The organism is Marinobacter excellens LAMA 842, assembly GCF_001574445.1.
In the GTDB taxonomy this organism is placed as follows: Bacteria; Pseudomonadota; Gammaproteobacteria; order Pseudomonadales; family Oleiphilaceae; genus Marinobacter; species Marinobacter shengliensis.
The window spans coordinates 206,638-232,813 of the sequence record NZ_LOCO01000003.1 but is presented as its reverse complement, the minus strand read 5'-3'; the positions used below and the strand labels follow the sequence as shown (position 1 = coordinate 232,813).

Below are 26,176 nucleotides of genomic sequence, written 5' to 3'. Positions count from 1 at the left end.
GGTATTCAGACCACTTTATGACGCGTCATTAAGATACTGGTCCTTGAGCTTAACGTAGTTGGCTGCGGTGTATTTGAAGAACGTGCGTTCCTTGTCTGACAGTGCCCGGGCCTGCTTACAAGGCGAGCCCACGTAAAGGTAGCCGGATTCCAACCGTTTGCCCGGTGGCACCAGGGTGCCGGCCCCGATAATCACGTCGTCCTCCACCACTGCGCCGTCCATAACGGTGCAGCCCATACCCACCAGCACCCGGCTGCCAATGGTGCAGCCATGCAAAAGGGCTTTATGGCCAACGGTCACGTCATCACCAATGATCAACGGCCAGCCGCCAGGGTTGAAGTCGCTGGCATGGGTGATATGCAGAACGGAGCCATCCTGAATGCTGCAGCGGTCGCCGATGCGGATTTTGTGCATGTCACCGCGGATGACGGTCATGGGCCAGACCGAGCAGTCTTCGCCCATGACCACATCACCGATGACCACGGCGCTCTCATCTACCCAGGTCCGTTCACCAAATTGTGGTGTGATACCCTTGTGAGTTCGTACATTTGCCATTACATATACCTCAATGCTGTCCAAATACGGTGCAAGGCGCCGGTGGGGGATGGCTTTCAGAAACACGCTCCTTCGGCACATCCATGTGGCGCTTGGGCTCCGCCATCCATGGCTCCGCACAGTTTCTGAAAGCCATCCCCCACCGGCACCCCGTAGCTTGGTGCAAGCTATCTTATTCACGAACAGCTGAGAAGGGGACTTATGAATAACCCGCTACTGACTGACGATCTGCTGCCGAAGTTCGGCCACATTCGCACCGAGCACATGGAAACGGCGATTGACCAGATTCTCAGCGAGAATCGAATGAAAATTGCCGAGCTGTCCCAGCAGGAAGATCCCACCTGGGACACCCTGGCCCAGCCGATGCAAGCGTTAGAGAACAAGCTCAGCAACGCCTGGTCAGTCATTTCACACCTGAACGGCGTGATGAACAACGACGACCTGCGCAAGGTGTACAAGAACTGTCTGGAGAAGCTGACCGAGTACAGTACCGAAGTCAGCCAGAACGGTGCCCTGTGTGAGGCATACAAGAAACTGGCCACAAGGGACGACTTCAAAGATCTGAGTGAACCTCAGCGTAAATCCATCGAGAACGTGCTGCGGGATTTCCGCCTGGGCGGGGTCGACTTGCCGGAAGACAAGAAGAAGCGTTACGCGGACCTGTCCCGGGAGCTGGCGGAGTTGTCCAACAAGTTCAGTGATAACGTGCTGGATGCCACTCAGCACTGGTTCAAGCAGATTACCGACGTAGACGAGCTGTCCGGCCTGCCGGAAACCGCCATTGAGGGCGCCAGGCAGGCGGCGCGGCAGAAGGACCTGGATGGCTACGTGATCACCCTGGATTTCCCCAGTTTCTACCCGGTGATGACCTACTGCAACAACCGGGAACTGCGCCGGGAGGTTTACGAGGCGTTTGTGACCCGCGCCTCAGACCAGGGCCCGGATGCGGCTACCTGGGACAACACACCGGTAATGGCAGAGATCCTCAAGCGGCGTCATGCGCTGGCCCAGCTGCTGGGTTTTGATAACTACGCCGAGCGTTCCCTGGCCACCAAGATGGCCCGGAGTGTCGACGAGGTGCTGGCGTTCCTGAACCAGCTGGCGGCCAAGTCCAAGCCCCAGGCAGAGAAAGAGTTTGCCGAGTTGAAGGCGTTTGTGAAAGATGAATACGGTGTAGACGACCTGCAGGCCTGGGATATCGGCTACTACAGCGAAAAGCTGCGCCAGAAGCAGTACGACATCTCCCCGGAAACCCTGCGCCCTTGGTTCCCGGTGGATAAAGTGGTGCCGGGCCTGTTTCGGGTGGCGGAGAAGTTGTTTGATGTGCAAATTGAAGAGCACGCAGACGTAGAAACCTGGCACGAAGACGCCAAAGCTTACTGCATCAGCCGTAACGGCCAGCCCATTGCCTGGTTCTATCTGGACCTGTTCGCCCGCCAAGGCAAGCGCGGCGGTGCCTGGATGGCCGACTGCCGGGTGCGCTGGCGCGATATGCGCGGCAAGCTGCAGCTGCCGGTGGCGTTCCTGACCTGTAACTTTACCCCGCCGGTGGACGGCAAGCCGTCGCTGCTGACCCACGACGAAGTCACCACGCTGTTCCACGAATTCGGCCACGGCCTGCACCACATGCTCACCCAGGTGGAGGTGATGGACGTGTCGGGCATTAACGGCGTGGCCTGGGATGCGGTGGAGCTGCCCAGCCAGTTCCTGGAAAACTGGTGCTGGAACCCGGAATCGCTGGCGCTGATTGCCAGCCACCACGAAACCGGCGAACCACTACCGGAAGACCTGCTGCAGAAACTGCTGGCGGCCAAGAACTTCCAGTCCGGCATGGGCATGGTGCGGCAGCTGGAATTCTCGCTGTTCGACTTCCGCCTGCACGCGGAGTTCACCGACGTGGCCCCCACCAATCCGTTGGATATGCACCGCAAGGTGCGGGAAGAAATCGCCGTGGTCCAGGCGCCGGAGTTCAACCGGTTCCCCAATGGCTTCTCCCACATCTTCGCCGGTGGTTACGCGGCGGGTTATTACAGCTACAAGTGGGCTGAGGTGCTTGCGGCCGATGCCTTCTCCCTGTTCGAGGAAAAAGGCATCTTCGACCCGGAAACCGGCCAGGCCTTCCTGCACAACATCCTCGAAAAAGGCGGCTCCCAGGAGCCCATGGAACTGTTCAAAGCCTTCCGGGGCCGTGAACCGCAGGTGGATGCCCTGCTGAAACAATCCGGCATCACGGACGAAGCTGCCTGATACAATCCACCCCGGTTGTCGTACCGGCAACCGGGTGTGTTACTGGAGTAGAGTTATGGCAAGTCCGAAACGCTTCATCGCCGGCGCGGTATGTCCCCGCTGCGCGGAGATGGACAAGATTACGATGTTCACCACCGAGGCCGGTGACCAGATTCGCGAGTGTGTGGCCTGCGGCTATACCGATGCCTTGTCTGACCAGCCGCAGCCGGAGGCTCCGGAGATTGAAACCCGGGTGAACAAGAAGGCCAATACCGATGACCATACGGTGAAGCAGGTGGTGTTTTTTAAGGCTGGCTCTGAGGACTGACCTTGTTTTGGAGTTTGGCCTTGTGGCCTGCTGGTTTGGGGATGGGCGGGTAGCCTGCTTGATTGGCGAATGGTCGGGGTTCGGGAGAGGGTTCCAAAACGGAAAACGTGGTTTTCCTGATTGTTTTGGAACCCTCTCCCGAACCCCTTTTATTTGGCTTGTTTAGAACCGCTTGGGTGTTTGCCGTCCCAGGAGTCGATGATGAATCGGGCCCATCGTCTTGTTTTTTAGCGATTCCTGTGAAGATCAACGTTTGGGGTTGGTGGGGGGTGTCAAAACAATCAGGAAAACCACGTTTTCCGTTTTGACACCCCCCACCAACCCCAAACCACCCACTAAAAACCGCAGGCTACCAAAAAGGCGACGATCACCAAAGATCGATCAAAGCACCATAGCCGCCAACCACCCAAAGGCCAGCAGCGGCAGGTTGTAGTGCAGGAACGTCGGCACCACGGTATCCCAGATGTGGTTGTGCTGGCCGTCCACATTCAGGCCCGCTGTTGGCCCAAGGGTGGAATCAGACGCGGGTGAACCCGCATCACCCAGGGCACCGGCGGTGCCCACCAGGGCCACGATGGCCAGGGGGCTGAAACCCAGTTGCAGGGCCAGCGGCACATACAAGGCCGCAATGATGGGAATGGTGGAGAATGACGAACCAATACCCATGGTAATCAGCAGGCCCACCACCAACATCAGCAACGCCGCCAGCGCCTTGTTATCACCGATGGCGGCCACCGAACCCTCCACCAGGCTGGCGATCTCGCCGGTTTCCCGCATCACCTCGGCAAAGCCGTTGGCGGCAATCATGATGAAGCCGATCATCGCCAGCATCTTCATGCCCTCGGTGAACAGGTCATCCGCTTCCTTCCACTTCACCACGCCGGAAATGTTGAACAGCACGAAGCCCGCCAGGGCGCCCAGGATCATGGAGCCCAGCCAGAGCTGCACCACGAAGGCCACGGCAATGGCCACCAGCGCCATCACCAGGGTTTTGGGGCTGTACTTCACATCCACCCGCTCGGTGCGTTCGATGAGTTTCATGTCGTAGCCCCGGCCGCCCCGGTAGCTGAAGAACACGGCAATCAGCAGGCCGATGAACATACCCAGGGCTGGCAGGGCCATGGCGGACATGACGTTCAGCTCGCTGGCATCCACGCCGTTATCGCCAACATTGGCCAGCAGGATTTCGTTCAGGTAAATGCCGCCGAAACCCACCGGCAGGAACATGTACGGGGTAATCAGGCCAAAGGTGAGCACACAGGCCACCAGCCGGCGGTCCATGTTCAGTTTCGCCATCACGTACAGCAGTGGCGGAACCACCAGGGGAATGAAGGCGATGTGGATTGGCAGGATATTCTGGGACGAGATGGCAATGGCCAGCAGCAGGCCGATGATCATGAACCGGATGCCGGTAGCAGCGCCGCCCTCCTCCTGACGCCCGACGATGGCCAGGGCCTTGTCGGCCAGGGCGTGGGCCAGGCCGGACTTGCCGATGGCCACGGCGAAGGCACCCAGGGTAGCGTATGACAGTGCCACGGTGGCACCGCCACCCAGGCCGGTGTTGAAGGCATTGATGGTGGTTTCCAGAGACATTCCTGCCACCAGGCCACCGGAAATGGCACCAATGATCAGGGCGACGACAACGTGGATGCGGCACAAGCTCAGCACGAGCATGATCAGTACCGCGGCAACAACGGCATTCATGGCAAACTCCGGGTAGGAATTGAAGATTTACCGGCGCCTTTTGGGCACCGGCAGCACGAAAAGTGCGCTAATGTGCAGGAAATGACTGCGGCAGTCAAAGCGGTTGTGTAACGATCACTCGGTGTCGAGGCGGGCGAACCTGGGGACCTGTTCACCGGCCAGTTCCACGGTTTCCCGGAACATTGCCAGCGGCCTCACCCAGAGGCTGTAGTCCCCGTAAAGGCAGCGGTACACCACCAGGGGTTCCTCGGTCTCGCTGTGCCGGGCTACGCCAATGACCTCGTAATCCTTGCCTTTGTAATGGCGGTATCGGCCGGGGGTGATGGGGTGTTTTTTGTCAAACATGCCTTCCTCTCAGGTGGTAACCGGGGATTACCCCTTAATTTCGGCGGACTCCCGCGCCAGTTACGTCCACACTTAACTGAGGCGCTGGGGTTTGGATCTGTAGCCGTAAAGCCGTTCTCCAGTGTAGTTCAAGACTCTAACGCCGGGAATAACAGACAACAATGAATGGCAATATATCAGTGCCGCCCGGGTGCTGAACCGGCCCCCACCGCCGATTCCTGAGCGTCAGTTTTTTAGCTTGTACTTGCCGGGCCCCAGGAAAATCACTGCAAAGGCAATAAACAGGAAGAAACCCTGCAGCTCCAGTGCCCAGCCTCCGTTGCTGCTGAGGCTCAACAGCTGATGCCCATGGACCAGGGCGATGGCGACAATCATATTGAAGACAATAATCAGTGCGCCGATGCGAGTCTGGTAGCCCAGTATCACCATCAGCGGTGCAATGACTTCACCCACGTAAACGCCGTAGGCAAAAATGGTGGGCAAGCCATGGGCGGCGAGCTGTCCTTCGATGAAGCCGACACCGTTCAACAGTTTCGCGATGCCATGAAACAGCAAAAGTCCGCCCAGGGTGAGCCGGACAATCAGTTTTCCCAAATCGGCGTTTTCAAGCACAGGGAGGCCTCCAGATGAGTGAGTGGAAAGCCGAAGGATACCGTGTTTCTGATTGATAATTCAGTGACTTGTTTGTAGTAAAACCCAGGGCCCCGGTTAATAGCCGAGGGAAAACCGGATGTGATTGCGTTCCAGCAGATTTTCCCAATAATGCCGCATCCAGTCCCAGGCCCGGTTGTTGACCTGATCGATGAAGGGGTCAAGATCAAGATTGTAATAATCCGGTGTGCCGGCGATCTGCAGTACGGTGACGGTAATGGAATCATCGAGTTCGTTAGCGAATGGCTCGCCAATCAGTTCGTGGGCCAGCAGGTTGGCACGGGTTGCCTCCAGATCCACCAGTTCGCTGGCTCGAATTGAGCGGTTACTGTCGTGCATCTCTTCCATCAACCGATGACAGAGGTAGGCTCGTATCAGAAGCCCATCCAGACCGTCGTATTGCACCAACAGCACGGACGGCTGGGTAAAGTAGCGGATAGCGGCGTCGACGAAAGGCTGAAACAGCTGGGACTTGCCGGCCTCCCGTGCGCAGGCATCAACACACTCGATCAGTCTTGGCGCCATTTCGATATATTCGACGGCAAACTGGAACAACGACGTGGCTGGCTGATAGCCGTCCACCACGATCGCTGTGGGCAGTTGGGCGGCTTTCTCCTTCATCTGCCGGAGAAATGCGCCGGAGCGGGCTTCCTTTCGCCTTGCCTGGTCAATGATGTTGAGAACAGCCTTTGGTGTCATTTCAGGAGATGCCAGTGTATGAACAAGTTGAGGTCGCAAGGCGTTCCCCCTGGGTCGAGGAGTACACGGGCAAAGGCGCCAATGCTGAATCACAAACGCCCCCGCCGTTTCTGATCAGTGTAGCCAAGATTTTGGGCTCTGCTGTGATTATGACAGAAGTTAACCTTTCACGGCCAGAACGCGGTTCAGGGTCAGCTCTGGCTGAACCAGGTGTCCTGGCGGGTATAACGCCAGCAGAGCCAGCCCATGCTGGCGGCTCTGGCCAGCATCAGGGCTATGAGCGACAGCCAGAGCCCATGGTTGCCCCACCCAGTGCTCAGCCACCAGACCGGCAGGAACACGCCAAGGGCCGAAAACAGCATGGTGTTCTGCATTTCCCGGGTGCGGGTGGCGCCGATGAATACACCGTCCAGCAGGAAACCCCATACCGCGGCCAGCGGCAATAGCCACAGCCAGGGCAGGTACTGCCAGGCCGCGGTGCGCACCTCTTCCAGCCCGGTGAGCAGGCTGATCAGCCATCGACCTCCAAGGACAAAGGCAATGGTCAGTATCAGCGAGCCCCATAAAGACCAGCGCAGGGCGCTTCGGAAAGCCAGGCGAAAGCGCCGCCGGCTGCCCTTGCCAACGGCTTCGCCAATCAGTGCCTCGGCGGCATTGGCGAACCCGTCCAGGGCATTGGAGATCACCAGCAAAAAGGTAATCAGCACAGCATTGGCGGCCAGGATCACATCGCCTTGGCGGGCGCCTTGGGCAGTGAAAAACGCCAGCACCAGCAGCAGTGCGATGGTCCTGACCATGATGTAGCGATTCACCTGCAGAATCGCCAGGTAATCGGACACCTGGCCGATCAGCGCCCGGGTCAGCCGCTGGCCTTCGGGCATTCTGCGTAACACGATGGCAAAACCGATCAGGGCGGCACCGTACTCGGCGATGACCGTGGCCAGGGCCACGCCGCGACTGTTCCAGCCCAGAACCGTCACAAAAAACACATCGAGCACGATGTTGATGCCGTTGGCGATGATGAGCATCACCATAGGCCCCCGGGGGAACTGGGTACCAATAAGCCAGCCCACCAGGGTGTACTGGCACAGTACCGCCGGCGCGCTCCAGATCCTGATTGCCGCGTATTCGGCGGCCAGCTCGGCCACCGCCGGGCTGGGGTTCATCAGGGTCAGGCCCAGGCTGATCAGGGGCTTATGAAATACAATGAGCATCAGGCCGATGCCGACCGCCAGCACGATGGAGCGCAGCAGCAGCGCTACCTGGGCGAAGGGGTCACGTTTGCCCCAGGCCTGGGCCGCCAGCCCCGTGGTTCCCATGCGCATAAAGCCGAATGTCCAATACAGAATACTGAACAGGTTGGCACCGACCGCCACAGCACCAAGGTATTCCGGACTATCCAGGTGGCCCAGCACGGCGGTGTCCACCAGGCCGAGCAACGGCACGGTCAGATTGGTCAGCATCAGCGGCCAGGCCAGTGCCCACAGGCGATGGTCTGTACTGGTCATTATGGGCCTTTTATGAGTTATGGTTCTCAAAATTCCGTGTTTATCCGTTTTGGATTTAAGGATTTTTTAGCCTTTTCTTGATCTGTGTCTATACTCGATCCTGATGTATCCATAATCAGGCTTTCACTCTGAGGCCATCCGGTGTTGCGAGCGCCGGGGTGTGTCGCAGGGGGATGACGCAAAATCCGACAAGAATAACACTCTGTGGAGACACAGTATGCGCGTGCATGCCAAGCGGGCAGTAGCCCTAGCCGCTGGTCTGTTGTTGCCGGTCACTGTCATGGCTGACTGGACCATGAACATGTCACCCGGGGTGACCAGCACCAGTAACCAGATTTTCAGCCTTCATATGACCATTCTCTGGATCTGTGTCGCCATTGGCGTCATCGTTTTCGGGGTCATGTTCTGGTCAATCTTTGCTCACCGCAAGTCCCGGGGTGCCAAGCCCGCGAACTTCCATGAGAACACCGTGGTGGAGGTGCTCTGGACCATTATCCCACTGGCCATTCTGGTGGCCATGGCGATTCCCGCCACCGCGACACTGGTCGAGATGTACGACACCACCGAATCGGATGTCGACATCAAGATCACCGGTTACCAGTGGCGTTGGCAATACGAGTACATTGACGACGATTTCAGTTTTTTCTCGAACATGTCGACGCCGCGCGACCAGATCCGCAATCGTCAGGCCAAGGGTGAACATTACCTGCTGGAGGTCGATAACCCGCTGGTGATTCCTGTCGGCAAGAAAGTCCGTTTCCTGCTCACCGCCAACGATGTCATTCACTCCTGGTGGGTGCCGGCATTTGGTGTGAAGAAAGATGCCATTCCCGGGTTTATCAACGAGACCTGGACCCGGGTGGATGTGCCCGGCACCTACCGTGGCCAGTGTACCGAGCTTTGTGGCAAGGACCATGGCTTTATGCCGGTGGTCGTCAAAGCGGTGCCTGAGGAGGAATACAACGAATGGGTGGCGGAGCAGAGAGAAATGGCTGAAATGGAACGCCAGTTGACCGAGAAAGACTGGACTCTCGACGAGTTGATGGAGCGTGGTGAACGGGCTTATGCAACCGCCTGTGCCAGCTGCCACCAGGCTGATGGTACCGGTATGCCTCCGGCGTTTCCGGCTCTGAAGGGCAGCCAGATGGCGCTGGAAGATATGGACGCGCACATCGAAATAGTCGTGAAAGGCTCGCCCGGTACCGCCATGCAGGCCTTCGGCAACCAGTTGAGCGAGGTCGACCTTGCCGCGGTGATTACCTACGAGCGGAATGCCTGGGGTAACAACACCGGCGAAATGGTCACGCCCAAAGAGATTTTTGATTACAAGAACCAACAGTAATCAACGCCAGATAACAACAATCACCAGCCATAACAAACGGCGGTAACGGGGGTTTTCATGAGTGCGGTTGCAGATACCCACACCCAGGACCATCATCATGGCCCGGCCAAAGGCATTAGCCGCTGGCTGTTGACTACAAATCATAAAGACATCGGGTCGATGTACCTGATCTTCAGTTTCGCCATGTTCCTGCTGGGTGGCAGCATGGCGATGGTTATTCGGGCCGAGCTGTTCCAGCCCGGCCTGCAGATTGTCGAGCCGGAATTCTTTAACCAGATGACCACCATGCACGGCCTGATCATGGTGTTTGGTGCGGTTATGCCGGCCTTCGTCGGCCTGGCCAACTGGATGTTGCCGCTGATGGTGGGGGCGCCCGACATGGCCCTGCCGCGGATGAACAACTGGAGCTTCTGGCTGCTGCCCTGTGCCTTCCTGATTCTGGTCTCTACCCTGTTCATGCAGGGCGGTGCTCCGGACTTTGGCTGGACCTTCTATGCACCGTTGTCGACGACCTACGGGCCGCCGAGTACCACCTTCTTTATTTTCGCGGTGCACATCATGGGTGTGTCGTCGATCATGGGGGCCATCAACGTGATTGCCACCATTCTGAACATGCGGGCGCCGGGTATGACCCTGATGAAAATGCCCCTGTTCGTATGGACCTGGCTGATTACTGCCTTCCTGCTGATTGCTGTCATGCCGGTACTGGCTGGTGTGGTCACCATGATGCTGATGGACATCCACTTCGGGACGAGCTTCTTTGATGCTTCCGGTGGCGGTGATCCGGTGCTGTTCCAGCACGTGTTCTGGTTCTTCGGGCACCCCGAGGTGTACATCATGATCCTGCCGGCGTTCGGGGCCATCTCGCACATTGTGTCTGCGTTCTCCCGCAAGCCACTGTTCGGTTATGCCTCCATGGTGTATGCGGTGGGTGCGATCGCTATCATGTCGTTCATGGTCTGGGCGCACCATATGTTCACTGTGGGCATGCCCTTGGCGGGCCAGTTGTTCTTCATGTACGCCACCATGCTGATTGCGGTGCCCACCGGGGTGAAGGTGTTCAACTGGGTGACCACCATGTTCCGGGGCTCCCTGAGCTTTGAGGCGCCGATGCTGTTCTCGGTGGCCTTTATCATCCTGTTTACCATTGGCGGGTTCTCCGGACTGATGCTGGCCATCGCGCCGGCGGACTTCCAGTACCACGACACTTACTTTGTGGTGGCGCACTTCCACTACGTACTGGTGCCGGGTGCCATCTTCGGCATCTTTGCCTCTGCCTACTTCTGGCTGCCCAAGTGGACCGGCCACATGTACGACGAAACACTGGCCAAGACGCACTTCTGGTTGTCGTTCATCGGTATGAACCTGGCGTTCTTCCCCATGCACTTCCTGGGGCTGGCGGGTATGCCGCGCCGGATTCCGGATTACGCCCTGCAGTTCACCGACTTCAACATGATCTCCAGTATCGGGGCGTTCATGTTCGGGGCAACCCAATTGCTGTTCCTGTTCATCGTGGTCAAGTGTGTGAAGGGCGGCAAGAAAGCGCCCGCCAAGCCCTGGGATGGTGCTGAAGGTCTTGAGTGGACCGTGCCGTCACCAGCGCCTTACCACACCTTCTCCACTCCACCGGAAGTGAAATGACCGGGAGACTGCACCATGTCTGAGCAAACAGGTGAGAAAACGCCAGAGCGTAAAAGTAATGCGAGGGTGATTGGCTGGTGCCTGTCAGGGGTGGTGGGCATGTTCGCCTTCGGGTTCGCGCTGGTGCCGTTGTATGAGGTGTTCTGTGAGATCACCGGCATCAACGGCAAAACCGGTGGCCGGTATGAAGCCAGTGCCACCCAGCAGGTGGATGAAAACCGGACCGTGACAGTTCAGTTCCTGGCCAGCAACGGCCCAGGTATGACCTGGAAATTCCGTCCGGTGGTTCGAAGTGTGCAAGTGCATCCGGGGGAATCGGTAACCATCAATTACTATGCCGAGAACCCGACCGATCAGCCCATGGTTGGCCAGGCGGTACCTAGCCTGGCCCCCTCCGAAGGCACTCTGTTCTTCCACAAGACCGAGTGTTTCTGCTTTAACCAGCAACCGCTGGAAGCGGGGGAAAGTGTGGAAATGCCGCTGATCTTTATCGTTGACCGGGACTTGCCGGAACACATCACCAAACTGACCTTGTCATACACCCTGTACGATCAGGGCAAGCAGGCGGAAGTTTCAAAGTCCGACCGGGCGCAGACAACAACTAACAATAACGGCTAAGCCATCGGAGACAGTTATGGCGGATAACCAGACCTATTACGTTCCCGAACAGAGCAAATGGCCCATCGTTGCCACTGTCGGGCTGGGGGTGACCCTCTACGGGGTGGCCTCAATCATGGTCAATGGCAAACAGGGTGAAAGCACCACCGGCTCCTGGATCATGTTCATGATAGGCGCCTTGATCATGGCGTACATGCTGTTTGGTTGGTTTGGCGCGGTCATCCGTGAGAGCCGGGCCGGCCTGTATAGCCCCCAGATGGACCGTTCGTTCCGCTGGGGTATGAGCTGGTTTATCTTTTCGGAAGTGATGTTTTTTGCCGCCTTCTTTGGCGCGTTGTTCTATGTTCGGGTGTTTGTGGTGCCTTGGCTGGGTGGTGAAGGCGACAAGGGCAGCACCAACATGCTCTGGGAGGGGTTCCAGGCCAGCTGGCCGTTGGTGAACAATCCGGACCCGCAAGCCTATCCGGGCCCCACGGAAGTCATCGGCCCCTGGGGCTTGCCTCTGATCAACACTATCCTGCTGGTAACCTCATCCTTTACCGTTACCATTGCCCATCACGCCATGAAGGCGGGTGACCGGGCAAAGATCAAACTCTGGTTGATGGCGACCATTGCGTTGGCGGTTGTGTTCATGTTCGTGCAGTCCTATGAATACCTGCACGCCTATCGGGATTTGGACCTGACCCTGCAATCCGGTATCTACGGCAGTACCTTCTTTATGCTGACGGGCTTCCACGGTGCTCACGTATTCCTTGGCACCTTGATGCTGGTGATCATGCTGATACGAATCAACAAGGGGCACTTCACTGCCGACAACCATTTTGGTTTTGAGGCGGCAGCCTGGTACTGGCACTTTGTGGATGTGGTCTGGCTGGGACTGTTTGTATTCGTCTATGTCATTTGACAACAACGTTGGTCATTACGGGACCGGGGTCGGGTTAAGCACCAGATCTCCGGTCCACAGGGAGGTCAGAACCACGGCAATGAGCAATACGCTCAACGCCACCCGAACCGCCAGGGAGTTCACCACCCGGCTGGTTTTGCCACCGTCGCGGATCAGGAAAAACAGGCCACTGAACAGGCTGACCATAACCGCCAACAGCAGTACGACGATAAGAAGTTTTAGCATGGGGTGTCCCTGTTGTTGAATGGTTTTATGGACAGAGTCCCCGGTGCACGATGGGAACCTGATATCACTATAGCAAAGCATGGGTAGGTGCGGTTGATGAATCGCCGATGGCAGTTTGACTGGCGATTGCTGATGTTCAGCGGGCTGCTGTTGCCCGTGCTCCTGAGCCTGGGAGTCTGGCAACTCAACCGGGCCGAGGAAAAGCAGTTGCTTTTGGCGGCCTGGCAGCAACAGGCCAGCCAGGCCGACTGGCCAGAACTGGTCTCAGGCGGATTAGAGAAAGGGCAGCCGGTTGTTCTGACCGGCTGGTATACCGAATACACCTGGCTGCTGGATAACCGAACCCGTGATGGTGTGCCCGGATACGAGGTGTTGACCGTGTTTACGCCGGTAGAGGGGCCGTTACTGGTAGTCAATCGTGGCTGGGTTCGCGGCCCCCGCACTCGGGATCAACTGCCGGAAATCGACACCCCGGGCGGACTGTTTACCCTGGAGGGACGGCTGGATGATTATCCGGTGCCCCCCGTGCTGGCTGAGGATGCGGGCCCAGCCAGTGGCTGGCCAAGACGGGTACAGGCATTACCTGCAGCCACTGTTGAAGACACGGTGGCTAGTCCGGCCGGGATGATCCTCAAGCTCTCAGACTCCGAGCAGCCCGGTGCTTACCGCGCCGATCATGCACCGGATGTAATGGGCCCACAGACCCACTACGGATATGCTGTGCAATGGTTTGCGCTTGCTGCAGCACTGACTATATTGACGTTAGTGGCGAGTTATAAAAAAAATGAAAGAATCCGAAAGACAGGAGCCGATAATGACAACGACAACGGCTGATTCCGTGACCGGGCAGGACCCCCTCAGCCCGGAACAGGTTCGTCGTGGCAGGCGCACCGCCCTGCTGCTGTTTGCAGTGGGTTTTGGGCCGATGATTCTGGCCACCATCATGTTTTATACCGGCTGGTTGAATCCGGTTGGTCATACCAACGAAGGCGAACTCCTGATGCCGCCGGTGCCGGTGCAGGCACTGAACCTGGAAACCTCAAACGGGGTGCCGCTGGCAGAGCGCTTCGGCGCTGATCAGGTCGACCCTAACTGGCTTATGCTTGTGGTCTCAGGTACTTGCGGCACCGATTGTGAGGAGCTTCTGTATCTAGCCCGCCAGGTAAACATCGCCCTTGGCAAAAATGCACCTCGGGTCAGCCGGGCAGCAGCGCTGGGCTCTGTGCCAGCCGGGCTCGAGCAACGCTGGCAGGCAGAGTACAGCTCCATGGAGCGACTGCGCCCGGCACCCGGCGCGGCAGCGGCCTGGCCCACTGGCGTGTCACCCGAGACAGCTCCCCGGATCTTGCTGATCGATCCTTTCGGTAACGTGATGATGCATTACGGCACCGAGCACACTGGCAAGCAAATGCTCAAAGACCTCAAGCATTTGCTGAAGTTGTCGCAGATTGGCTGACCAGGGAGAACGGAACGTGACGCAACAGTTTTCCCGGGAGCAATCTGCTCAAACGGTTAAGAAAATGGCCCGCTGGTCCACCGCTGCCTGCCTGCTGGCGGTGGTGGTGATTATGCTCGGTGCCTGGACCCGACTGGTGGATGCCGGGCTGGGTTGCCCTGACTGGCCGGGGTGTTACGGTTTCCTGACGGTGCCCCAGAGTGAAACCCGCATTGCCATCGCCAATGCCCGTTTCCCCGAGACGCCGGTGGATGTGTCCAAGGGCTGGCCGGAAATGATCCACCGTTACGCCGCAGGCATACTGGGCCTGGTGGTGTTTGGCCTGGCCGCCGCCGCGGTACGCAACCGCCGGGCAGGCGTGCCGGTCAAGCTGCCCCTGTTCATCGCCGCTTTTATCATCTTGCAGGGTGCATTTGGCGCCTGGACAGTGACCCTCAAACTCTGGCCACAGGTGGTCGCCCTGCATCTGCTGGGTGGGTTCACCACGCTTACTCTGCTGCTATTGCTAACGCTACGTTTGCGCAAACGATCCCGGGGCTCTGCCCCTTCAAGCACAGCATCGCCGGCCCTCGCCCGCCTGCGCCCCTGGTTGTACGGTGGTCTTATGCTGGTGATCATGCAAATTACGCTGGGTGCCTGGACCGCAGCCAACTATGCCGCCGTGGCTTGCACGGACCTGCCTACCTGCCAGGGGCAATGGTGGCCGGAAGGTATGGATTTCCAGCATGGCTTTGACATTACCCAGCAGGTTGGCCCGAACTATCTGGGGGGGCAGTTGACGGCGGATGGCCGAGTAGCCATTCATGTAACCCACCGACTGGGTGCCGTCATTGTGTTGGGTTATTTCCTGATTTTGCTGGCGCTGCTATGGCGCCATCGGAGTGACAGCGGGCTGGACAGCAGTATTCTGCTGGTTGCGGCGGCGCTTTTGGTGCAAATTGGCCTGGGGTTGGCCAATGTCTGGTTGCACATACCGCTGGCTATCGCCGTCGCCCATAATGCTATGGGCGCCGGCCTGTTACTGGCGATAGTGCACCTGATCTGGCAGCACCGGCAGCTGCCACAACCTGAAACATCCCCCGCAACCCATACAACAACCATAAACCGGGAGGTAACGGCATGAGCGAGCAAGTCAAAGCGCTGCCGGCCGAGGAGCATGCGAGTTCCCTGAGCAAATCCATTTCCTGGCGGGATTACCTGGAGCTGACCAAGCCCCGGGTGGTTGCGCTGATGATCCTCACCTCGGTTATTGGCATGCTGCTGGCGGCGCCTGGCGTGCCCGGCTGGGGTGTGCTGCTGTATGGCAACCTGGGTATTGCCCTGCTGGCAGGGGCCGCCGCCGTTGTGAACCACGTCGTCGACCAGAAGATCGACACTGTGATGGCCCGCACCCGCAAGCGCCCGGTGGCCACCGGACGGATTGCTGCGATTGATGCCCTGTTGTTTGCCACCGTACTGGCAGCCGTGGGCATGATTGTGCTGGTCTGGCAGGTGAATGAACTGACGGCCTGGCTCACCCTGGCTTCACTGGTGGGTTATGCTGGGGTTTACACCCTGTTCCTGAAGCGGGCCACGCCACAGAACATCACCATTGGTGGCCTGGCGGGGGCTATGCCTCCCTTGCTGGGCTGGACTGCCGTTACCGGTCAGGTGGAGGGGCACGCCCTGCTGCTGGTACTGATCATCTTCGCCTGGACACCGCCGCACTTCTGGGCCCTGGCCATTCACCGTAAAGAGGAATACGCCAAGGCCGGTATTCCCATGCTGCCAGTGACCCATGGCAACAAGTACACCGAGCTGCACATTCTGCTGTATACCCTGATGTTGCTGGCGGTCAGCCTGCTACCTTTTGTCACAGGGATGTCAGGTGGTATTTACCTGATCGGTGCACTGGCACTAGGCTTGAGGTTCCTGCAATACGCCATCCGATTGTTGAAGGGCGATGACCGGCGGGTGGCGTTGAACACTTTCAAATACTCCATCACTTACCTGATGGCGCTATTTGTGGTGCTGCTGGTGGATCATTTTGTCTATTTTTGATTGACAGTTTCCGGGTTTATAAAGTGGAGGCCCAATGGGGCGATCGTTACGCATCACGTTGTTTGTCTTGTTCCTGGTGGTCATGTTGGTATTCGGCCTGACAGTTGGCCGGCAGGTGTTCCTGAAAGGAGCCGGTGAATCGCCAGTGGCGGCGCCCGACCTGAGCCAGTACAACACTTATGTGTACGAGCAGCCAAGACCCCTGGCGGAGTTCACCCTTACCAACGAACAGGGTGAAACCGTCACCCGCGATGACCTGAAGGGCCAGTGGACGTTCGTGTTTGTGGGCTACACCAACTGCCCGGATATCTGCCCGGCGGCCATGGCCAACCTGCGCCAGACCGATAAGCTGTTGTCTGCGGATGTGCCCAAACCGGACTACCTGTTGGTCACGGCAGACCCGGAACACGACACGCCGGAACAGCTGAAAGCCTACACCGGCTTTTTCGGTGAAAACTTCCATGGCCTGACCGGCGACCTGGAGACCCTGCGTGAACTGGCGAAGAGTGTCAGTGCGGTGTTTGTTCATCGTGAGGTGGACGGGCAATTGCTGGTGGACCACAGTGGCCACTTTGCCTTGCTTAACCCCGAGGGCCAGCTTCAGGCTTTGATCCAGCCGCCCCACAAGCCCCAGGAGCTGGCCCAGGCCTACCAGCGCATCACCCAGTGGGCCAAGGCCCGCAACCCCGGCTCCTGAACTGGTGGCCCGCCCTGCGGGCCTGCTGGTTGGGCCTTATCCTGCCAAAGTCACACTGACAATTAATCGGTAGTGACCTACACTGCTCGGCCGTTTCATTGATCGACACGACCTCCGGGCTGCGCTATGACCAACTCGCACTCTGCTGACCCAAGACAGCTGTTTACCGTCCTGACCGCCGGCGCCCTGGTGCTACTGGTGGTGCATGGCCTCGGCCGGTTTATTTACACCCCGCTGTTGCCCTATCTGGTGGCCGACGGCCAATTCAGCGCAGCAGATGGCGCTGCCGTCGCCACCTGGAACTATCTTGGGTACCTGATGGGCGCCATGCTGGCCATTCGCTGGCATCGGATTGACCAGATCCGTGTCATGCTGCCGCTGTTCCTGGCGATCCATGTGGTCACCACACTGGTCATAACCCAGACCGACAACCTCACAGTCATATCCGCAAGCCGCTGGCTGAACGGCGTGGCCAACGGCGTGGTGTTCGTGCAGGCACCCGCGTTGATACTGGAGTGGCTGGTGTTGCGCAACAGGGCCTCGCTCAGCGGCCTGGTCTATATCGGTGTGGGCATCGGCCTGCTGGTGTCCAGCGGACTGGTCACCGGTTCTGCGACCCTGCTTGAAGGCGCCGAGCGCTGGTGGCCTGCGGCGCTGTTGTCGATACCAATAGCCTGGTGGGGCGCCATGCAGCTGCGCAGGCTGGAGGTACCTGTGCGCCAGCACGACGATTCCGGGCAGGTGGTCAGCAACACCCCGTTACTGGATCGCGCGAGTATTCCGTTGTTCCTGTCCTATGCCGGGGCTGGACTGGGGTACATCCTGCCCATGACCTTCCTGCCGCTCCTGGCCAAGATGACCTTGCCCCAGGGCCACGGGCTACTGAACGGCACCTGGGTGATCGTAGCCCTGTTTACCATTCCTGCACCCTGGCTCTGGAACAAGTTGGGAGCCCTGATGGGGGATCTGCCGGCATTGAGGCTGAATTTTCTGATCCAGCTGGCAGGGGTGCTGGCGGCAGTAGTCTGGCCGGGGCCCGTGGGGTTGGTGCTTTGTGCAGCGCTGGTGGGCAGCACGTTCCTGGGTACGGTGCTGCTGACCCAGCGTATCGGGCGGGCGTTGCATCCTCATCAGGGGCCCCGGTTGTCGGCGGCGATGGTGGCGCTTTACGGTTTCACCCAGATGGTTGGGCCGTGGCTCACCAAACAATGGCTGGATGCGGGCGGTACCCTGGGGTCTGCCTTCGGTATTGGGGTGGCGGCGCTGGCGTTTGGGCTTTTGTTTGCGTTCTTTGTGCCCCGGGCTGACTTGTGGCGTTCGCGGTCTTGATGTGGTGTGGACCCAGACTGTGGGTTGTGGGGGATTGATCGGGGTGGTGGGGTATTTTTGCCTTGGAAATGAAACTCGCTGCGCTCAGACATTCATTTCCGGCGGAAAAAAATACCCCACCACCCCGCTCTAGCTGACCACGGCGGTTCCGCTGAAGAAAAAATTGCTGGGTGTGTTTGACGGATACTCTGAGTGCGGGTTGAAGGGTTGGTGTTTCACCGCCAGTGATGTTCGCCGGAGAGCGGAGTTTTGTTGAAACCTGAAGTGAGATGCAGAGGGTGAAAGGCTTAACCTCAGACAGACCATGGTAACCTCTGGATATACCCTTAAAGTTATGCAGGGTGTGGGGGTGTTTAGGTTTTTTTGACCGAATAAAGGTGTCTGAGCGAAGCGAGTTCTTTTTCGGCCAAAAAAACCTAAACACCCCCGCGCCACCCCCAAAACTCCCAGGCTAAACCCAACCACACCCCATGCTCCCAATAGAACACATACTCCCAGAGCTAAAACAAACCCTGAACCAAGGCACCACAGCCTTACTGCAGGCCCCGCCGGGTGCCGGTAAAACGACAAGGGTCCCGCTGGCTCTGTTGGACGCCCCCTGGCGGGACAACCGGAAGATCCTGATGTTGGAGCCCAGGCGGCTGGCGGCCAGGTCGGCGGCTCGGTATATGGCGAAGCAGCTTGGGGAGGCGCCGGGGCAGACGGTGGGGTATCGGACTCGTCTGGATACCAAAGTGTCAGGCAGCACCAGGATTGAGGTGGTGACCGAGGGCATTCTGACGCGCCTGATTCAGAACGATCCGATGCTGGAAGACTATGCCGCCGTGCTGTTTGATGAGTTTCATGAGCGGTCGTTGCAAGCCGATCTGGGATTGGCACTGGTGCGGGAAAGCCAGCAGGCCCTGCGGGAAGACCTGCGATTGCTGGTGATGTCGGCCACCCTGGATACCGCGCCTATTGCCCGGGTGCTGGGGGATGTACCGGTGATCACCAGCGAGGGGCGGGCGTTTCCGGTGGAGGTGTTTTACCGCCCTTTGCCTCGTAATGCTCGGATAGTGGACCAAGTGGTGGCCGTGATTCAGGAGGCCCTGCGGGATCAGACCGGTTCCCTGCTGGTGTTCCTGCCCGGAGCCGGGGAGATTCGGCGAGTGGCGCAGCAGCTGGCGGGGCAGTTGCCGGCTAACGTACTGCTGGCCCCATTGTACGGTAATTTAAAGTCCGAAGAACAGGACCGGGCGATTTCGCCGGCGCCGGACGGTACCCGCAAGATTGTGCTGGCCACGGCGATTGCTGAGACCAGTCTGACTATTGAAGGCGTGCGGGTGGTGATTGATGCCGGTCAGCAGCGCCGGGCGGTGTTTGACCCCAACAGCGGTATGACACGCCTTGTGACCGGGCGGGTATCAAAGGCGTCTGCCGAGCAGCGCAAGGGCCGGGCCGGTCGGGTTGAGCCGGGTGTGTGTTACCGGCTGTGGAGTGAGTCGGAGCAGTTCGGGTTGGCGGACTACACGCCGCCGGAAATTCAGGAAGCCGACCTGGCGCCGCTGGTGCTGGAATTGGCCCAGTGGGGGGCCCGTTCCCCGGAGCAGGTGGGTTGGATTGATGCCCCGCCGAAGGCGCACTGGCAGCAGGCGGTGGAGTTGTTGCAGTGGCTGGATCTGCTGGATGCCGAGGGAGCCATCACAGACCACGGAAAGGCGGCCCGGGAGCTGGGCCTCCACCCTCGCCTGGCCCATATGGTGATCAAAGGCCGTACCCTGGGGCTGGGCCAGCTGGCGGCCGAGCTGGCCGCGCTGTTGGAGGAGCGGGATTTGCTCGGGCCAGGCTCCGGTGCGGATCTGCATGAACGGATTCGGGTGCTGCGGGGCGAACGCGGTCATCGCGGCCTGGACACCGCACGGTTGCAGGCGGTTCGGCAGGCGGCAAAACGACTGTGCCGTGGCCCGCTGGCACAGGATTTACCCTCGGAAACCGACGTTGGGCGGGTGTTGGCCCAGGCCTATCCGGACCGTATTGCCCGCCGCCGCTCAGGGGCCATGCCCCGGTATCAGTTGAGTAACGGCAAGGGTGCGGTGTTGCGGGAGGACGATCCCCTGGCTCGGCAGGACTGGCTGGTGACGGCGGAACTGGATGGCAAGGCCCGGGAAGCAACCATCTATCTGGCGGCACCGGTCGACCTCGCAGACCTGGAGCAGGACTTGTCTAACCATATTGAAGAACGTGAGGAAGCCGTGTGGGACGACAAACGCGGCACCATCGTAGCCCGTCGGGTCCGCAAGCTCGGGGCACTGGTGCTGGCGGAGAAACCGCTGAATCAGGTGGCCCCGGAACTGGTTCAGCAGGGCCTGCTGGACGCGGTGCGCCGTAAAGGTCTGGACAGCTTGCCCTGGAGCGATGCAGCACGCCAGTGGGTTGCCCGGGTGCGATTGCTGACTGCGCAGTTTCCCGGTGACTGGCCGGAGGTCAGCGACCGGTCCTTGCTGGATACCCTGGAAACCTGGTTAGCGCCGTTTATGGCGGGCATGAAGCGCTGGTCTGACCTGGCGGGCATCAACCTCGTTCAGGCCCTGAGTGCCCTGCTGGATTACACGCAACAGCAACAACTGGACGAACTCGCGCCCAGATCTCTGACTATTCCCACCGGCCAGAATGTCACCCTGGACTACTGCGCTGAAAATGGCCCTGTGCTGGCGGCCAAGCTGCAGGCGTTGTTTGGCTGGACCGAAACGCCGAAAGTGGCAGGTGGTCGGGTGCCGGTGGTGATTCACCTTTTGTCACCGGCCCAGCGGCCTTTAGCGGTTACTGCCGACCTGGCCAGTTTCTGGCAGAACGCCTATCCCGAGGTGTGCAAGGACATGCGTGGCCGCTATCCCAAACATCCCTGGCCGGACGACCCACTCACCGCCCAGGCCCAGCAGGGAACGAAAAAACGCCCTGCTCGCTGATATGCAATCCGTTATCTGATCACTTCCCGACTGACTTCAAGGTACTTCTGCCCGTGCTTTTTAACAGCGTTGCCATCAGCGTGCTCGGAGGCAACGTGAACTTCTTCCAGCACATCCGCCAGTTGGCGCAGTTCCTCATTGATCTTGCCCAGGGCGTTTTCCAGGGTATAGGTCAGTTCGTGGACTTCGTTCATGGCCTCGGGGGTCATGTCTCCGGCCAATACCTTTTCCAACTTATTGTTGTATTCCGAGAAGTTGCTAACCGCTTGTTCCAGGGTGTCAGAGGGCTTGCCCTTGAAGTGCTCGACGTCACTGGCGTGGGTGTTGGCGCCGAATGCGAAGGCGGCGCAGGTGAGGATGGCAAACATCAGGTTCTTGGTCATGGGCAGCTCCTTTTATGATAATGCAAAGTATTATCATTTATATTCGTTGTGTCCATGACGCCGGTCAATTATTTTTCCTGAGGTAGCTTGTCCGGAACCGGATTCTGTATAAAATGCGCGCAACCTATCTGGAGTGCCGCTGACACCATGCACCTGGTTTCCTTTGATATCTTCCGTACCCTTGGCTTTCCTGACACCACAGTACTCAAGCCGGAGCAGTTCCTTCGACACAAGGACCTGCTGCGAGACGCCGACTGGGTGCTGTTCCCGGAATACTGGCAACTGAACGCCCTGGTCCATGGGCTCAAGTGCCGCGTGTTTCCAAGCGAGGCCAGCTACCGCATTGGTCATGACAAGGTGGAGATGACCCGTGCGTTCCAGACCGTAGCGCCGGAACACACCCCCTGGACGTTGATCGAAGCCAACGGCCCCCAGGAGCGGGATCTGATCTGGGACACCATGGCCCTGCCCTTTGTGGCGAAGCTGCCCAAGGCCAGTATGGGCGAAGGAGTGTGGCTGATTGAAAACCGCGACGACTGGCGCCGGTACTGCGAACGTACCCACGTACTTTATGCTCAGGAATACTTGCCTATCGACCGCGATGTGCGGGTTGTGGTGGTGGGTGACCGGGTGCTGACGGCCTATTGGCGAACCCAGGCGGAACAGGGCTTCTACAACAACGTGGCCCGGGGTGGGAAAATTGATACCAGCGAGGTGCCAGGGGTGGTCACCGAATTGGCCCTGCGGTTGGCGAGAGAGTTGGGAGTAGACCACGCTGGCTTTGATCTAGCGCTGGTTGACGGCTACCCCTACGTTCTGGAATTCAACCGGCTGTTTGGCAACCAGGGGCTCGGCCAGGGCAGCGATCTAAAAGAGGCCATTCTGGATTATCTGAACCGGCAGAGCTGCCCCCAGGATCCGGACGGGCCGACAGAGCCGACGCCGCTTTGGCCGGTGGCGGTGTGATACAGAATTCTCTGCCAGAGGTCCGGTTTCCGTTGCCGGATTTATGGGTATATATGCGCATTTGCGGTGGTCAGAAAAAAGCCTGATGATCGCGACTATTCACGGGTAACACGGCGAGGCTGTGCTACCCTTTTTTTATGCCCGTTTACCCTGTGGAGGGACACACCACCCATGAATCTGAACCCCAACGCTGACATCGCCGATTATTACAGCGCCGAGACCTTCAAGCGGATCAAGGACTTTGCCGACGGCAAGGAAACCCCGTTTGTGGTCATCGACACCCAGACCATTGACCGTCAGTACGAGGAGCTGGTGGAAGGGTTCCCGTACGCCAAGGTTTACTATGCGGTTAAAGCCAACCCGGCGCCGCAGATTCTGACCATGCTGCGGGATAAGGGTGCCTGTTTCGATATCGCATCGGTGTATGAGCTGGACAAGGTGATGGGCCTGGGTGTGACCGGTGATCGCATCAGTTATGGCAACACCATCAAGAAGGCGAAGGACATTCGCACCTTCTACGAGAAGGGCGTGCGCCTGTTTGCCACGGACTCCGAAGCCGACCTGCGCAACATCGCGAAAGCGGCGCCGGGCTCAAAAGTGTATGTGCGCATTCTGACCGAAGGCACCCTGACCGCAGACTGGCCGTTGTCCCGCAAGTTTGGCTGCCAGACGGATATGGCCATGGACCTGCTGATCCTGGCTCGCGATCTGGGCCTGGTGCCTTACGGCGTGTCATTCCACGTGGGTTCCCAGCAGCGGGAAATCGGCGCCTGGGATGCCGCCTTGAACAAAGTGAAGGTGATTTTTGAGCGCCTGAAGGAAGAAGACGGCATTGAGCTGAAGATGATCAACATGGGCGGTGGTTTTCCGGCCAACTACATCACCCGCACCAATGAGCTGGCGGTGTATGCAGAGGAAATTGCCCGTTTTCTGCGGGAAGATTTTGGTGACGATCTGCCGGAGATCATCATTGAGCCGGGCCGTTCGTTGATCTCTAACGCCGGTGTGCTGGTGAGTGAGGTGGTGCTGATTTCCCGGAAGTCCCGTACCGCGTTGCACCGATGGGTGTTTACCGATGTGGGTAAGTTCTCGGGGCTGATCGAGACGCTGGATGAGTCGATTAAGTTTCCGATCTGGACTGAGAAGACCGGTGAGGGCGAGGACTGTGTGATTGCGGGGCCGACTTGTGACAGTGCCGATATCATGTATGAGCACCACAAGTACCCGTTGCCTTTGAATCTGGCGATTGGTGACCGGATGTACTGGTTGTCGACCGGGGCTTATACCACCACTTACAGTGCGGTGGAGTTTAATGGCTTTCCTCCGTTGAAGGACTACTACATCTGAGTTTGGGAGTCTGGCCGCGGAGCGGGGAGGTCTTTTCCTCTGGAAAAAACAACTCGCTTCGCTCAGACATCTTTTTTCCGGCGGAAAAGACCTCCCCGCCCCACGGCCTGTCGGGTCGGTTCGGGAAGTCTTATTTTGCTACTGTTTTGTGGGTCGCTTTGGCGGCCCTTTTTTATTTCTGCAGGGCTTTTTGGCGCTGTTCTTTGTTTTCGGCCTTGGTTTGCGGGCTGTCGGGTTGGGCCTCATTGAGGTCGTCCGGTTCGGGCAGCGGATCTCTTGGCGGGTAAATCAGCGCCATGGGGTTTTCAGTGACCACCTGGAACCAGGCTTTGATCAGTTTCGGGAAGCTGGATATCCGGGTGTTTCTGGCTCTGAGCGCCACGTTCAGGGCCAGGGTGAAGCTGACGATGAGGTTGACGCCGCCGATCAGCAGGGCGAACAGGGTGAACAGGGCGAAGTCGCTGGCGCCGGGGATGAACACGGACATGGCGTAGCCGACGTCGGCGGAGGAGAAGGCGACGTGGCGGATGTCGATGGGCAGGGCCAGGAGGTAGCCGATGTAGCCGGTGACGCCGAGCAGCACGCCGAACACGAAGTTGCTCATCAGGGCGCCGTAGTGTTCAGCCACGTAGGCGCCGAAGCGGGCGCGGGTTTCCGGCGGCATCAGGGGGCGCAGCAGGGGGTGTTGTTCCAGGCGTTCGGCCAGGTTCAGGTAGGCGGCGCGGTTGTCGAAGTAGCCGGCCACCAGGCCTGAGAAGAACAGCCAGACACCGGCGATGGCGGCGTACATCAAGGCCAGGCTTTGCCAGGGGTGGATGCCGGTGAGCATGTAATCGTAGCGTTCGGTACTGATCAGCGGAACGCCTTGCAAATGGCTGTATAACGAGCCAACGGCGAAAGCCACAGACAGGGCGACGGCGACGTTGCCCATGATGGCGACGAATTGGGTGCGGCCAACCCGGACCAGCAGTTCTGCCAGTTTGCGGGCGTTGGCGCGGCCCTGCTCGCCCTGCTCGACTTTTTCGGCGATGCTGGCGGCAGTCATGGCGGGCTGTTTGGTGGCCACGGTGCAGTGCAGCATGTGGATGATCATGAAGCCGATGCCGTAGTTCAGGCTGACCCAGAGGGTTTCCCAGCCCTTGGTCAGGTCCAGTTGGAGGATCTGGATCTTGATCAGTGCCATGAAGGCGATGATAAACCCGCCTCCGGCGCCGGAGGCCAGCATGGCCAGGTATTCTTTACGGCTGCCGGCAATGTAGTGTTCGCCGTGGTCGCTGGCGTTCTCGGTGACGCTGCGGGACATCAGCCTCAGGTTGGCGCGCCACAAGGCTCTGACGCCGTGGCGTTCGGCGCTGGCCTGGACCAGGGTCTTGAACAGTTCCACGGATCGGTTAAGTCGCTTCACCGGGTCTGCCGGGTCCAGAATATCCAGCAGGTGTTCAATCCGGTCCAGGGTCTGGTGCAGCCGCTCCAGCAGGTGGGTCAGCGCCATGGTAGAGCCGGCGGTGACGGATTTGCGTTGCAGTCGGTCAATCTCTTCACGGCATTGTTCAATCAGTACCCGGGCGTGGGCATCGTCCAGCTCAACGGATTCCTTTTCCTGCAGGGCATGCCCCCAGGATTGCACCAGCGCGGCAATTTCCCGCTGAAGGGCCACGAAGGCGGATTCCCGGTCGATGATCTTCGGGTTCAAGCGCAGGATGTTGGGCTCCAGTTCCTCGGCGGCGACCCAGATGGACATCATCTCCAGGGCGTTGAGCATCTGGCTGTAAATGCGATTTCGGGTGCGTTCCAGAGCCGAGGGTGAAAAGTGCCACAGGGTGGTCAACAGGCGGATCAGAGCCTCATCGGGTATGCAGTGAATCCATTCGGCGTCGTCTTTGCGGTGGAACACCACAAACAACACGTTCTTGACGTTGTTGCGGTCTTTGGGGGCCGGGTTGATCCGCTCGTACAGGCGCTCGCCGATTTCTTTCAGGAAGCCGCGGCGGGAATAGAGCCCCAGGCCAGACAACAACTGGAAAAACTGGGCCTGGTCGAGCCATTCCTGCAGCCGGCCAGACACTGCCAGGTGTACGTCCAGGTTCTCGGTCAGGGCACCTTCCAGTTGCTTCATGCGGTCAACGGCGTTGTGGACGGTTTCGCCCCGTTGCGGGCGAATCCAGTCCACCACCAGGCTGAGTGTTTTCAGAGCGCTGGTGTCTTCATCCGCGAGCTGGTTAATCAGGGTGGCCAGTTTCAACACAGAGTCCTTGCTTGAGCATGGG

The 26,176-nt window shown here is 58.9% G+C and carries 24 protein-coding genes; 15 read left to right on the top strand and 9 right to left on the bottom strand.

The genetic code is table 11. From position 1 onward, the window contains the following. Positions 1-15: 15 nt before the first annotated feature. Complete coding sequence (locus tag J122_RS04655; RefSeq protein ID WP_061331438.1) at positions 16-555, bottom strand: gamma carbonic anhydrase family protein; 540 nt, start codon at positions 553-555, stop codon at positions 16-18. Positions 556-756: 201 nt separating this feature from the next. On the opposite strand from J122_RS04655, the gene prlC reads away from it, so the two are divergent. Together prlC and J122_RS04645 are read left to right on the top strand one after the other, a co-directional pair. Continuing rightward, positions 757-2,802 (top strand): oligopeptidase A, encoded by a 2,046-nt coding sequence (gene prlC, locus J122_RS04650; protein WP_061331386.1) that lies wholly within the window; start codon positions 757-759, stop codon positions 2,800-2,802. 55 nt (positions 2,803-2,857) lie between these two features. Further along, complete coding sequence (locus J122_RS04645) at positions 2,858-3,109, top strand: YheV family putative zinc ribbon protein (protein ID WP_061331385.1); 252 nt, start codon at positions 2,858-2,860, stop codon at positions 3,107-3,109. 381 nt (positions 3,110-3,490) lie between these two features. Here the strand turns inward: J122_RS04645 and J122_RS04640 are convergent, their stop codons facing one another. The 5 genes from J122_RS04640 to J122_RS04620 form a co-directional block, all read right to left on the bottom strand. Then, on the bottom strand, positions 3,491-4,813 hold the full coding sequence (locus tag J122_RS04640; protein ID WP_061331384.1) for a Na+/H+ antiporter family protein: 1,323 nt from the start codon (positions 4,811-4,813) through the stop codon (positions 3,491-3,493). A gap of 114 nt (positions 4,814-4,927) precedes the next feature. Then, positions 4,928-5,158: a DUF1653 domain-containing protein gene (locus J122_RS04635; RefSeq protein ID WP_061331383.1), complete on the bottom strand. Its 231-nt coding sequence runs from the start codon at positions 5,156-5,158 to the stop codon at positions 4,928-4,930. A 225-nt stretch (positions 5,159-5,383) separates the two neighbouring features. Then, positions 5,384-5,770: a DoxX family protein gene (locus J122_RS04630; RefSeq protein ID WP_061331382.1), complete on the bottom strand. Its 387-nt coding sequence runs from the start codon at positions 5,768-5,770 to the stop codon at positions 5,384-5,386. 96 nt (positions 5,771-5,866) lie between these two features. Then, the gene (locus J122_RS04625) at positions 5,867-6,508 is read right to left on the bottom strand and encodes a hypothetical protein (protein ID WP_061331381.1); all 642 of its coding nucleotides are present in this window, start codon (positions 6,506-6,508) and stop codon (positions 5,867-5,869) included. Positions 6,509-6,699: 191 nt separating this feature from the next. Beyond that, the gene (locus J122_RS04620; RefSeq protein ID WP_156471720.1) at positions 6,700-8,016 is read right to left on the bottom strand and encodes an MATE family efflux transporter; all 1,317 of its coding nucleotides are present in this window, start codon (positions 8,014-8,016) and stop codon (positions 6,700-6,702) included. Between the two features lie 217 nt (positions 8,017-8,233). Here J122_RS04620 and coxB point away from each other — a divergent pair, with 217 nt between their 5' ends. The 4 genes from coxB to J122_RS04600 are packed head-to-tail and all read left to right on the top strand — an operon-like array spanning position 8,234 to position 12,521. Further along, positions 8,234-9,358 (top strand): cytochrome c oxidase subunit II, encoded by a 1,125-nt coding sequence (gene coxB, locus J122_RS04615; protein ID WP_061331379.1) that lies wholly within the window; start codon positions 8,234-8,236, stop codon positions 9,356-9,358. Positions 9,359-9,415: 57 nt separating this feature from the next. Beyond that, the gene (gene ctaD, locus J122_RS04610; RefSeq protein WP_058091851.1) at positions 9,416-10,999 is read left to right on the top strand and encodes a cytochrome c oxidase subunit I; all 1,584 of its coding nucleotides are present in this window, start codon (positions 9,416-9,418) and stop codon (positions 10,997-10,999) included. Between the two features lie 15 nt (positions 11,000-11,014). Next, positions 11,015-11,617, top strand: a complete 603-nt coding sequence (locus J122_RS04605; protein WP_061331378.1) for a cytochrome c oxidase assembly protein — start codon at positions 11,015-11,017, stop codon at positions 11,615-11,617. A gap of 16 nt (positions 11,618-11,633) precedes the next feature. Beyond that, the gene (locus J122_RS04600; RefSeq protein ID WP_058091853.1) at positions 11,634-12,521 is read left to right on the top strand and encodes a cytochrome c oxidase subunit 3; all 888 of its coding nucleotides are present in this window, start codon (positions 11,634-11,636) and stop codon (positions 12,519-12,521) included. 15 nt (positions 12,522-12,536) lie between these two features. Here the strand turns inward: J122_RS04600 and J122_RS04595 are convergent, their stop codons facing one another. Further along, positions 12,537-12,746 (bottom strand): twin transmembrane helix small protein, encoded by a 210-nt coding sequence (locus tag J122_RS04595; protein WP_061331377.1) that lies wholly within the window; start codon positions 12,744-12,746, stop codon positions 12,537-12,539. A gap of 96 nt (positions 12,747-12,842) precedes the next feature. Here J122_RS04595 and J122_RS04590 point away from each other — a divergent pair, with 96 nt between their 5' ends. The 7 genes from J122_RS04590 to hrpB all read left to right on the top strand — a co-directional run bounded on the left by J122_RS04590 (position 12,843) and on the right by hrpB (position 21,213). Next, positions 12,843-13,580, top strand: coding sequence for an SURF1 family protein (locus J122_RS04590; protein ID WP_061331376.1), 738 nt, complete (start codon positions 12,843-12,845; stop codon positions 13,578-13,580). Beyond that, positions 13,561-14,202, top strand: a complete 642-nt coding sequence (locus tag J122_RS04585) for a hypothetical protein (RefSeq protein ID WP_061331375.1) — start codon at positions 13,561-13,563, stop codon at positions 14,200-14,202. Before J122_RS04590 ends, J122_RS04585 begins: the two co-directional genes overlap by 20 nt. A 64-nt stretch (positions 14,203-14,266) precedes the next feature. Then, positions 14,267-15,325: a COX15/CtaA family protein gene (locus J122_RS04580; RefSeq protein WP_082780514.1), complete on the top strand. Its 1,059-nt coding sequence runs from the start codon at positions 14,267-14,269 to the stop codon at positions 15,323-15,325. Next, entirely contained in the window at positions 15,322-16,242 is a 921-nt protein-coding gene (cyoE, locus tag J122_RS04575; protein WP_058091858.1) for a heme o synthase, read from the top strand. Before J122_RS04580 ends, cyoE begins: the two co-directional genes overlap by 4 nt. Before the next feature lie 34 nt (positions 16,243-16,276). Next, the gene (locus tag J122_RS04570) at positions 16,277-16,939 is read left to right on the top strand and encodes an SCO family protein (RefSeq protein ID WP_058091859.1); all 663 of its coding nucleotides are present in this window, start codon (positions 16,277-16,279) and stop codon (positions 16,937-16,939) included. A gap of 126 nt (positions 16,940-17,065) precedes the next feature. Beyond that, positions 17,066-18,268: a YbfB/YjiJ family MFS transporter gene (locus J122_RS04565; RefSeq protein ID WP_061331373.1), complete on the top strand. Its 1,203-nt coding sequence runs from the start codon at positions 17,066-17,068 to the stop codon at positions 18,266-18,268. 470 nt (positions 18,269-18,738) lie between these two features. Continuing rightward, positions 18,739-21,213, top strand: coding sequence for an ATP-dependent helicase HrpB (gene hrpB, locus J122_RS04560; protein ID WP_061331372.1), 2,475 nt, complete (start codon positions 18,739-18,741; stop codon positions 21,211-21,213). Between the two features lie 11 nt (positions 21,214-21,224). On the opposite strand, the gene J122_RS04555 is transcribed toward hrpB, so the two are convergent. Then, positions 21,225-21,596, bottom strand: a complete 372-nt coding sequence (locus J122_RS04555) for a DUF6746 family protein (protein ID WP_061331371.1) — start codon at positions 21,594-21,596, stop codon at positions 21,225-21,227. A 147-nt stretch (positions 21,597-21,743) separates the two neighbouring features. Here J122_RS04555 and J122_RS04550 point away from each other — a divergent pair, with 147 nt between their 5' ends. Both J122_RS04550 and J122_RS04545 read left to right on the top strand, forming a co-directional pair. Further along, positions 21,744-22,562 (top strand): ATP-grasp domain-containing protein, encoded by an 819-nt coding sequence (locus J122_RS04550; protein ID WP_061331370.1) that lies wholly within the window; start codon positions 21,744-21,746, stop codon positions 22,560-22,562. 171 nt (positions 22,563-22,733) lie between these two features. Then, on the top strand, positions 22,734-23,909 hold the full coding sequence (locus tag J122_RS04545; protein WP_061331369.1) for a type III PLP-dependent enzyme: 1,176 nt from the start codon (positions 22,734-22,736) through the stop codon (positions 23,907-23,909). A gap of 172 nt (positions 23,910-24,081) precedes the next feature. On the opposite strand, the gene J122_RS04540 is transcribed toward J122_RS04545, so the two are convergent. Next, positions 24,082-26,151: a site-specific recombinase gene (locus tag J122_RS04540; protein WP_082780513.1), complete on the bottom strand. Its 2,070-nt coding sequence runs from the start codon at positions 26,149-26,151 to the stop codon at positions 24,082-24,084. Positions 26,152-26,176: the final 25 nt, after the last annotated feature.

Bases quoted from the DNA above. Each gene is read 5' to 3' on its own strand.
- J122_RS04655 (WP_061331438.1), bottom strand. From the start codon at position 555: ATGGCAAATGTACGAACTCACAAGGGTATCACACCACAATTTGGTGAA.
- prlC (WP_061331386.1), top strand. From the start codon at position 757: ATGAATAACCCGCTACTGACTGACGATCTGCTGCCGAAGTTCGGCCAC.
- J122_RS04645 (WP_061331385.1), top strand. From the start codon at position 2,858: ATGGCAAGTCCGAAACGCTTCATCGCCGGCGCGGTATGTCCCCGCTGC.
- J122_RS04640 (WP_061331384.1), bottom strand. From the start codon at position 4,813: ATGAATGCCGTTGTTGCCGCGGTACTGATCATGCTCGTGCTGAGCTTG.
- J122_RS04635 (WP_061331383.1), bottom strand. From the start codon at position 5,158: ATGTTTGACAAAAAACACCCCATCACCCCCGGCCGATACCGCCATTAC.
- J122_RS04625 (WP_061331381.1), bottom strand. From the start codon at position 6,508: ATGACACCAAAGGCTGTTCTCAACATCATTGACCAGGCAAGGCGAAAG.
- J122_RS04620 (WP_156471720.1), bottom strand. From the start codon at position 8,016: ATGACCAGTACAGACCATCGCCTGTGGGCACTGGCCTGGCCGCTGATG.
- coxB (WP_061331379.1), top strand. From the start codon at position 8,234: ATGCGCGTGCATGCCAAGCGGGCAGTAGCCCTAGCCGCTGGTCTGTTG.
- ctaD (WP_058091851.1), top strand. From the start codon at position 9,416: ATGAGTGCGGTTGCAGATACCCACACCCAGGACCATCATCATGGCCCG.
- J122_RS04605 (WP_061331378.1), top strand. From the start codon at position 11,015: ATGTCTGAGCAAACAGGTGAGAAAACGCCAGAGCGTAAAAGTAATGCG.
- J122_RS04600 (WP_058091853.1), top strand. From the start codon at position 11,634: ATGGCGGATAACCAGACCTATTACGTTCCCGAACAGAGCAAATGGCCC.
- J122_RS04595 (WP_061331377.1), bottom strand. From the start codon at position 12,746: ATGCTAAAACTTCTTATCGTCGTACTGCTGTTGGCGGTTATGGTCAGC.
- J122_RS04590 (WP_061331376.1), top strand. From the start codon at position 12,843: ATGAATCGCCGATGGCAGTTTGACTGGCGATTGCTGATGTTCAGCGGG.
- J122_RS04585 (WP_061331375.1), top strand. From the start codon at position 13,561: ATGACAACGACAACGGCTGATTCCGTGACCGGGCAGGACCCCCTCAGC.
- J122_RS04580 (WP_082780514.1), top strand. From the start codon at position 14,267: ATGGCCCGCTGGTCCACCGCTGCCTGCCTGCTGGCGGTGGTGGTGATT.
- cyoE (WP_058091858.1), top strand. From the start codon at position 15,322: ATGAGCGAGCAAGTCAAAGCGCTGCCGGCCGAGGAGCATGCGAGTTCC.
- J122_RS04570 (WP_058091859.1), top strand. From the start codon at position 16,277: ATGGGGCGATCGTTACGCATCACGTTGTTTGTCTTGTTCCTGGTGGTC.
- J122_RS04565 (WP_061331373.1), top strand. From the start codon at position 17,066: ATGACCAACTCGCACTCTGCTGACCCAAGACAGCTGTTTACCGTCCTG.
- hrpB (WP_061331372.1), top strand. From the start codon at position 18,739: ATGCTCCCAATAGAACACATACTCCCAGAGCTAAAACAAACCCTGAAC.
- J122_RS04555 (WP_061331371.1), bottom strand. From the start codon at position 21,596: ATGACCAAGAACCTGATGTTTGCCATCCTCACCTGCGCCGCCTTCGCA.
- J122_RS04550 (WP_061331370.1), top strand. From the start codon at position 21,744: ATGCACCTGGTTTCCTTTGATATCTTCCGTACCCTTGGCTTTCCTGAC.
- J122_RS04545 (WP_061331369.1), top strand. From the start codon at position 22,734: ATGAATCTGAACCCCAACGCTGACATCGCCGATTATTACAGCGCCGAG.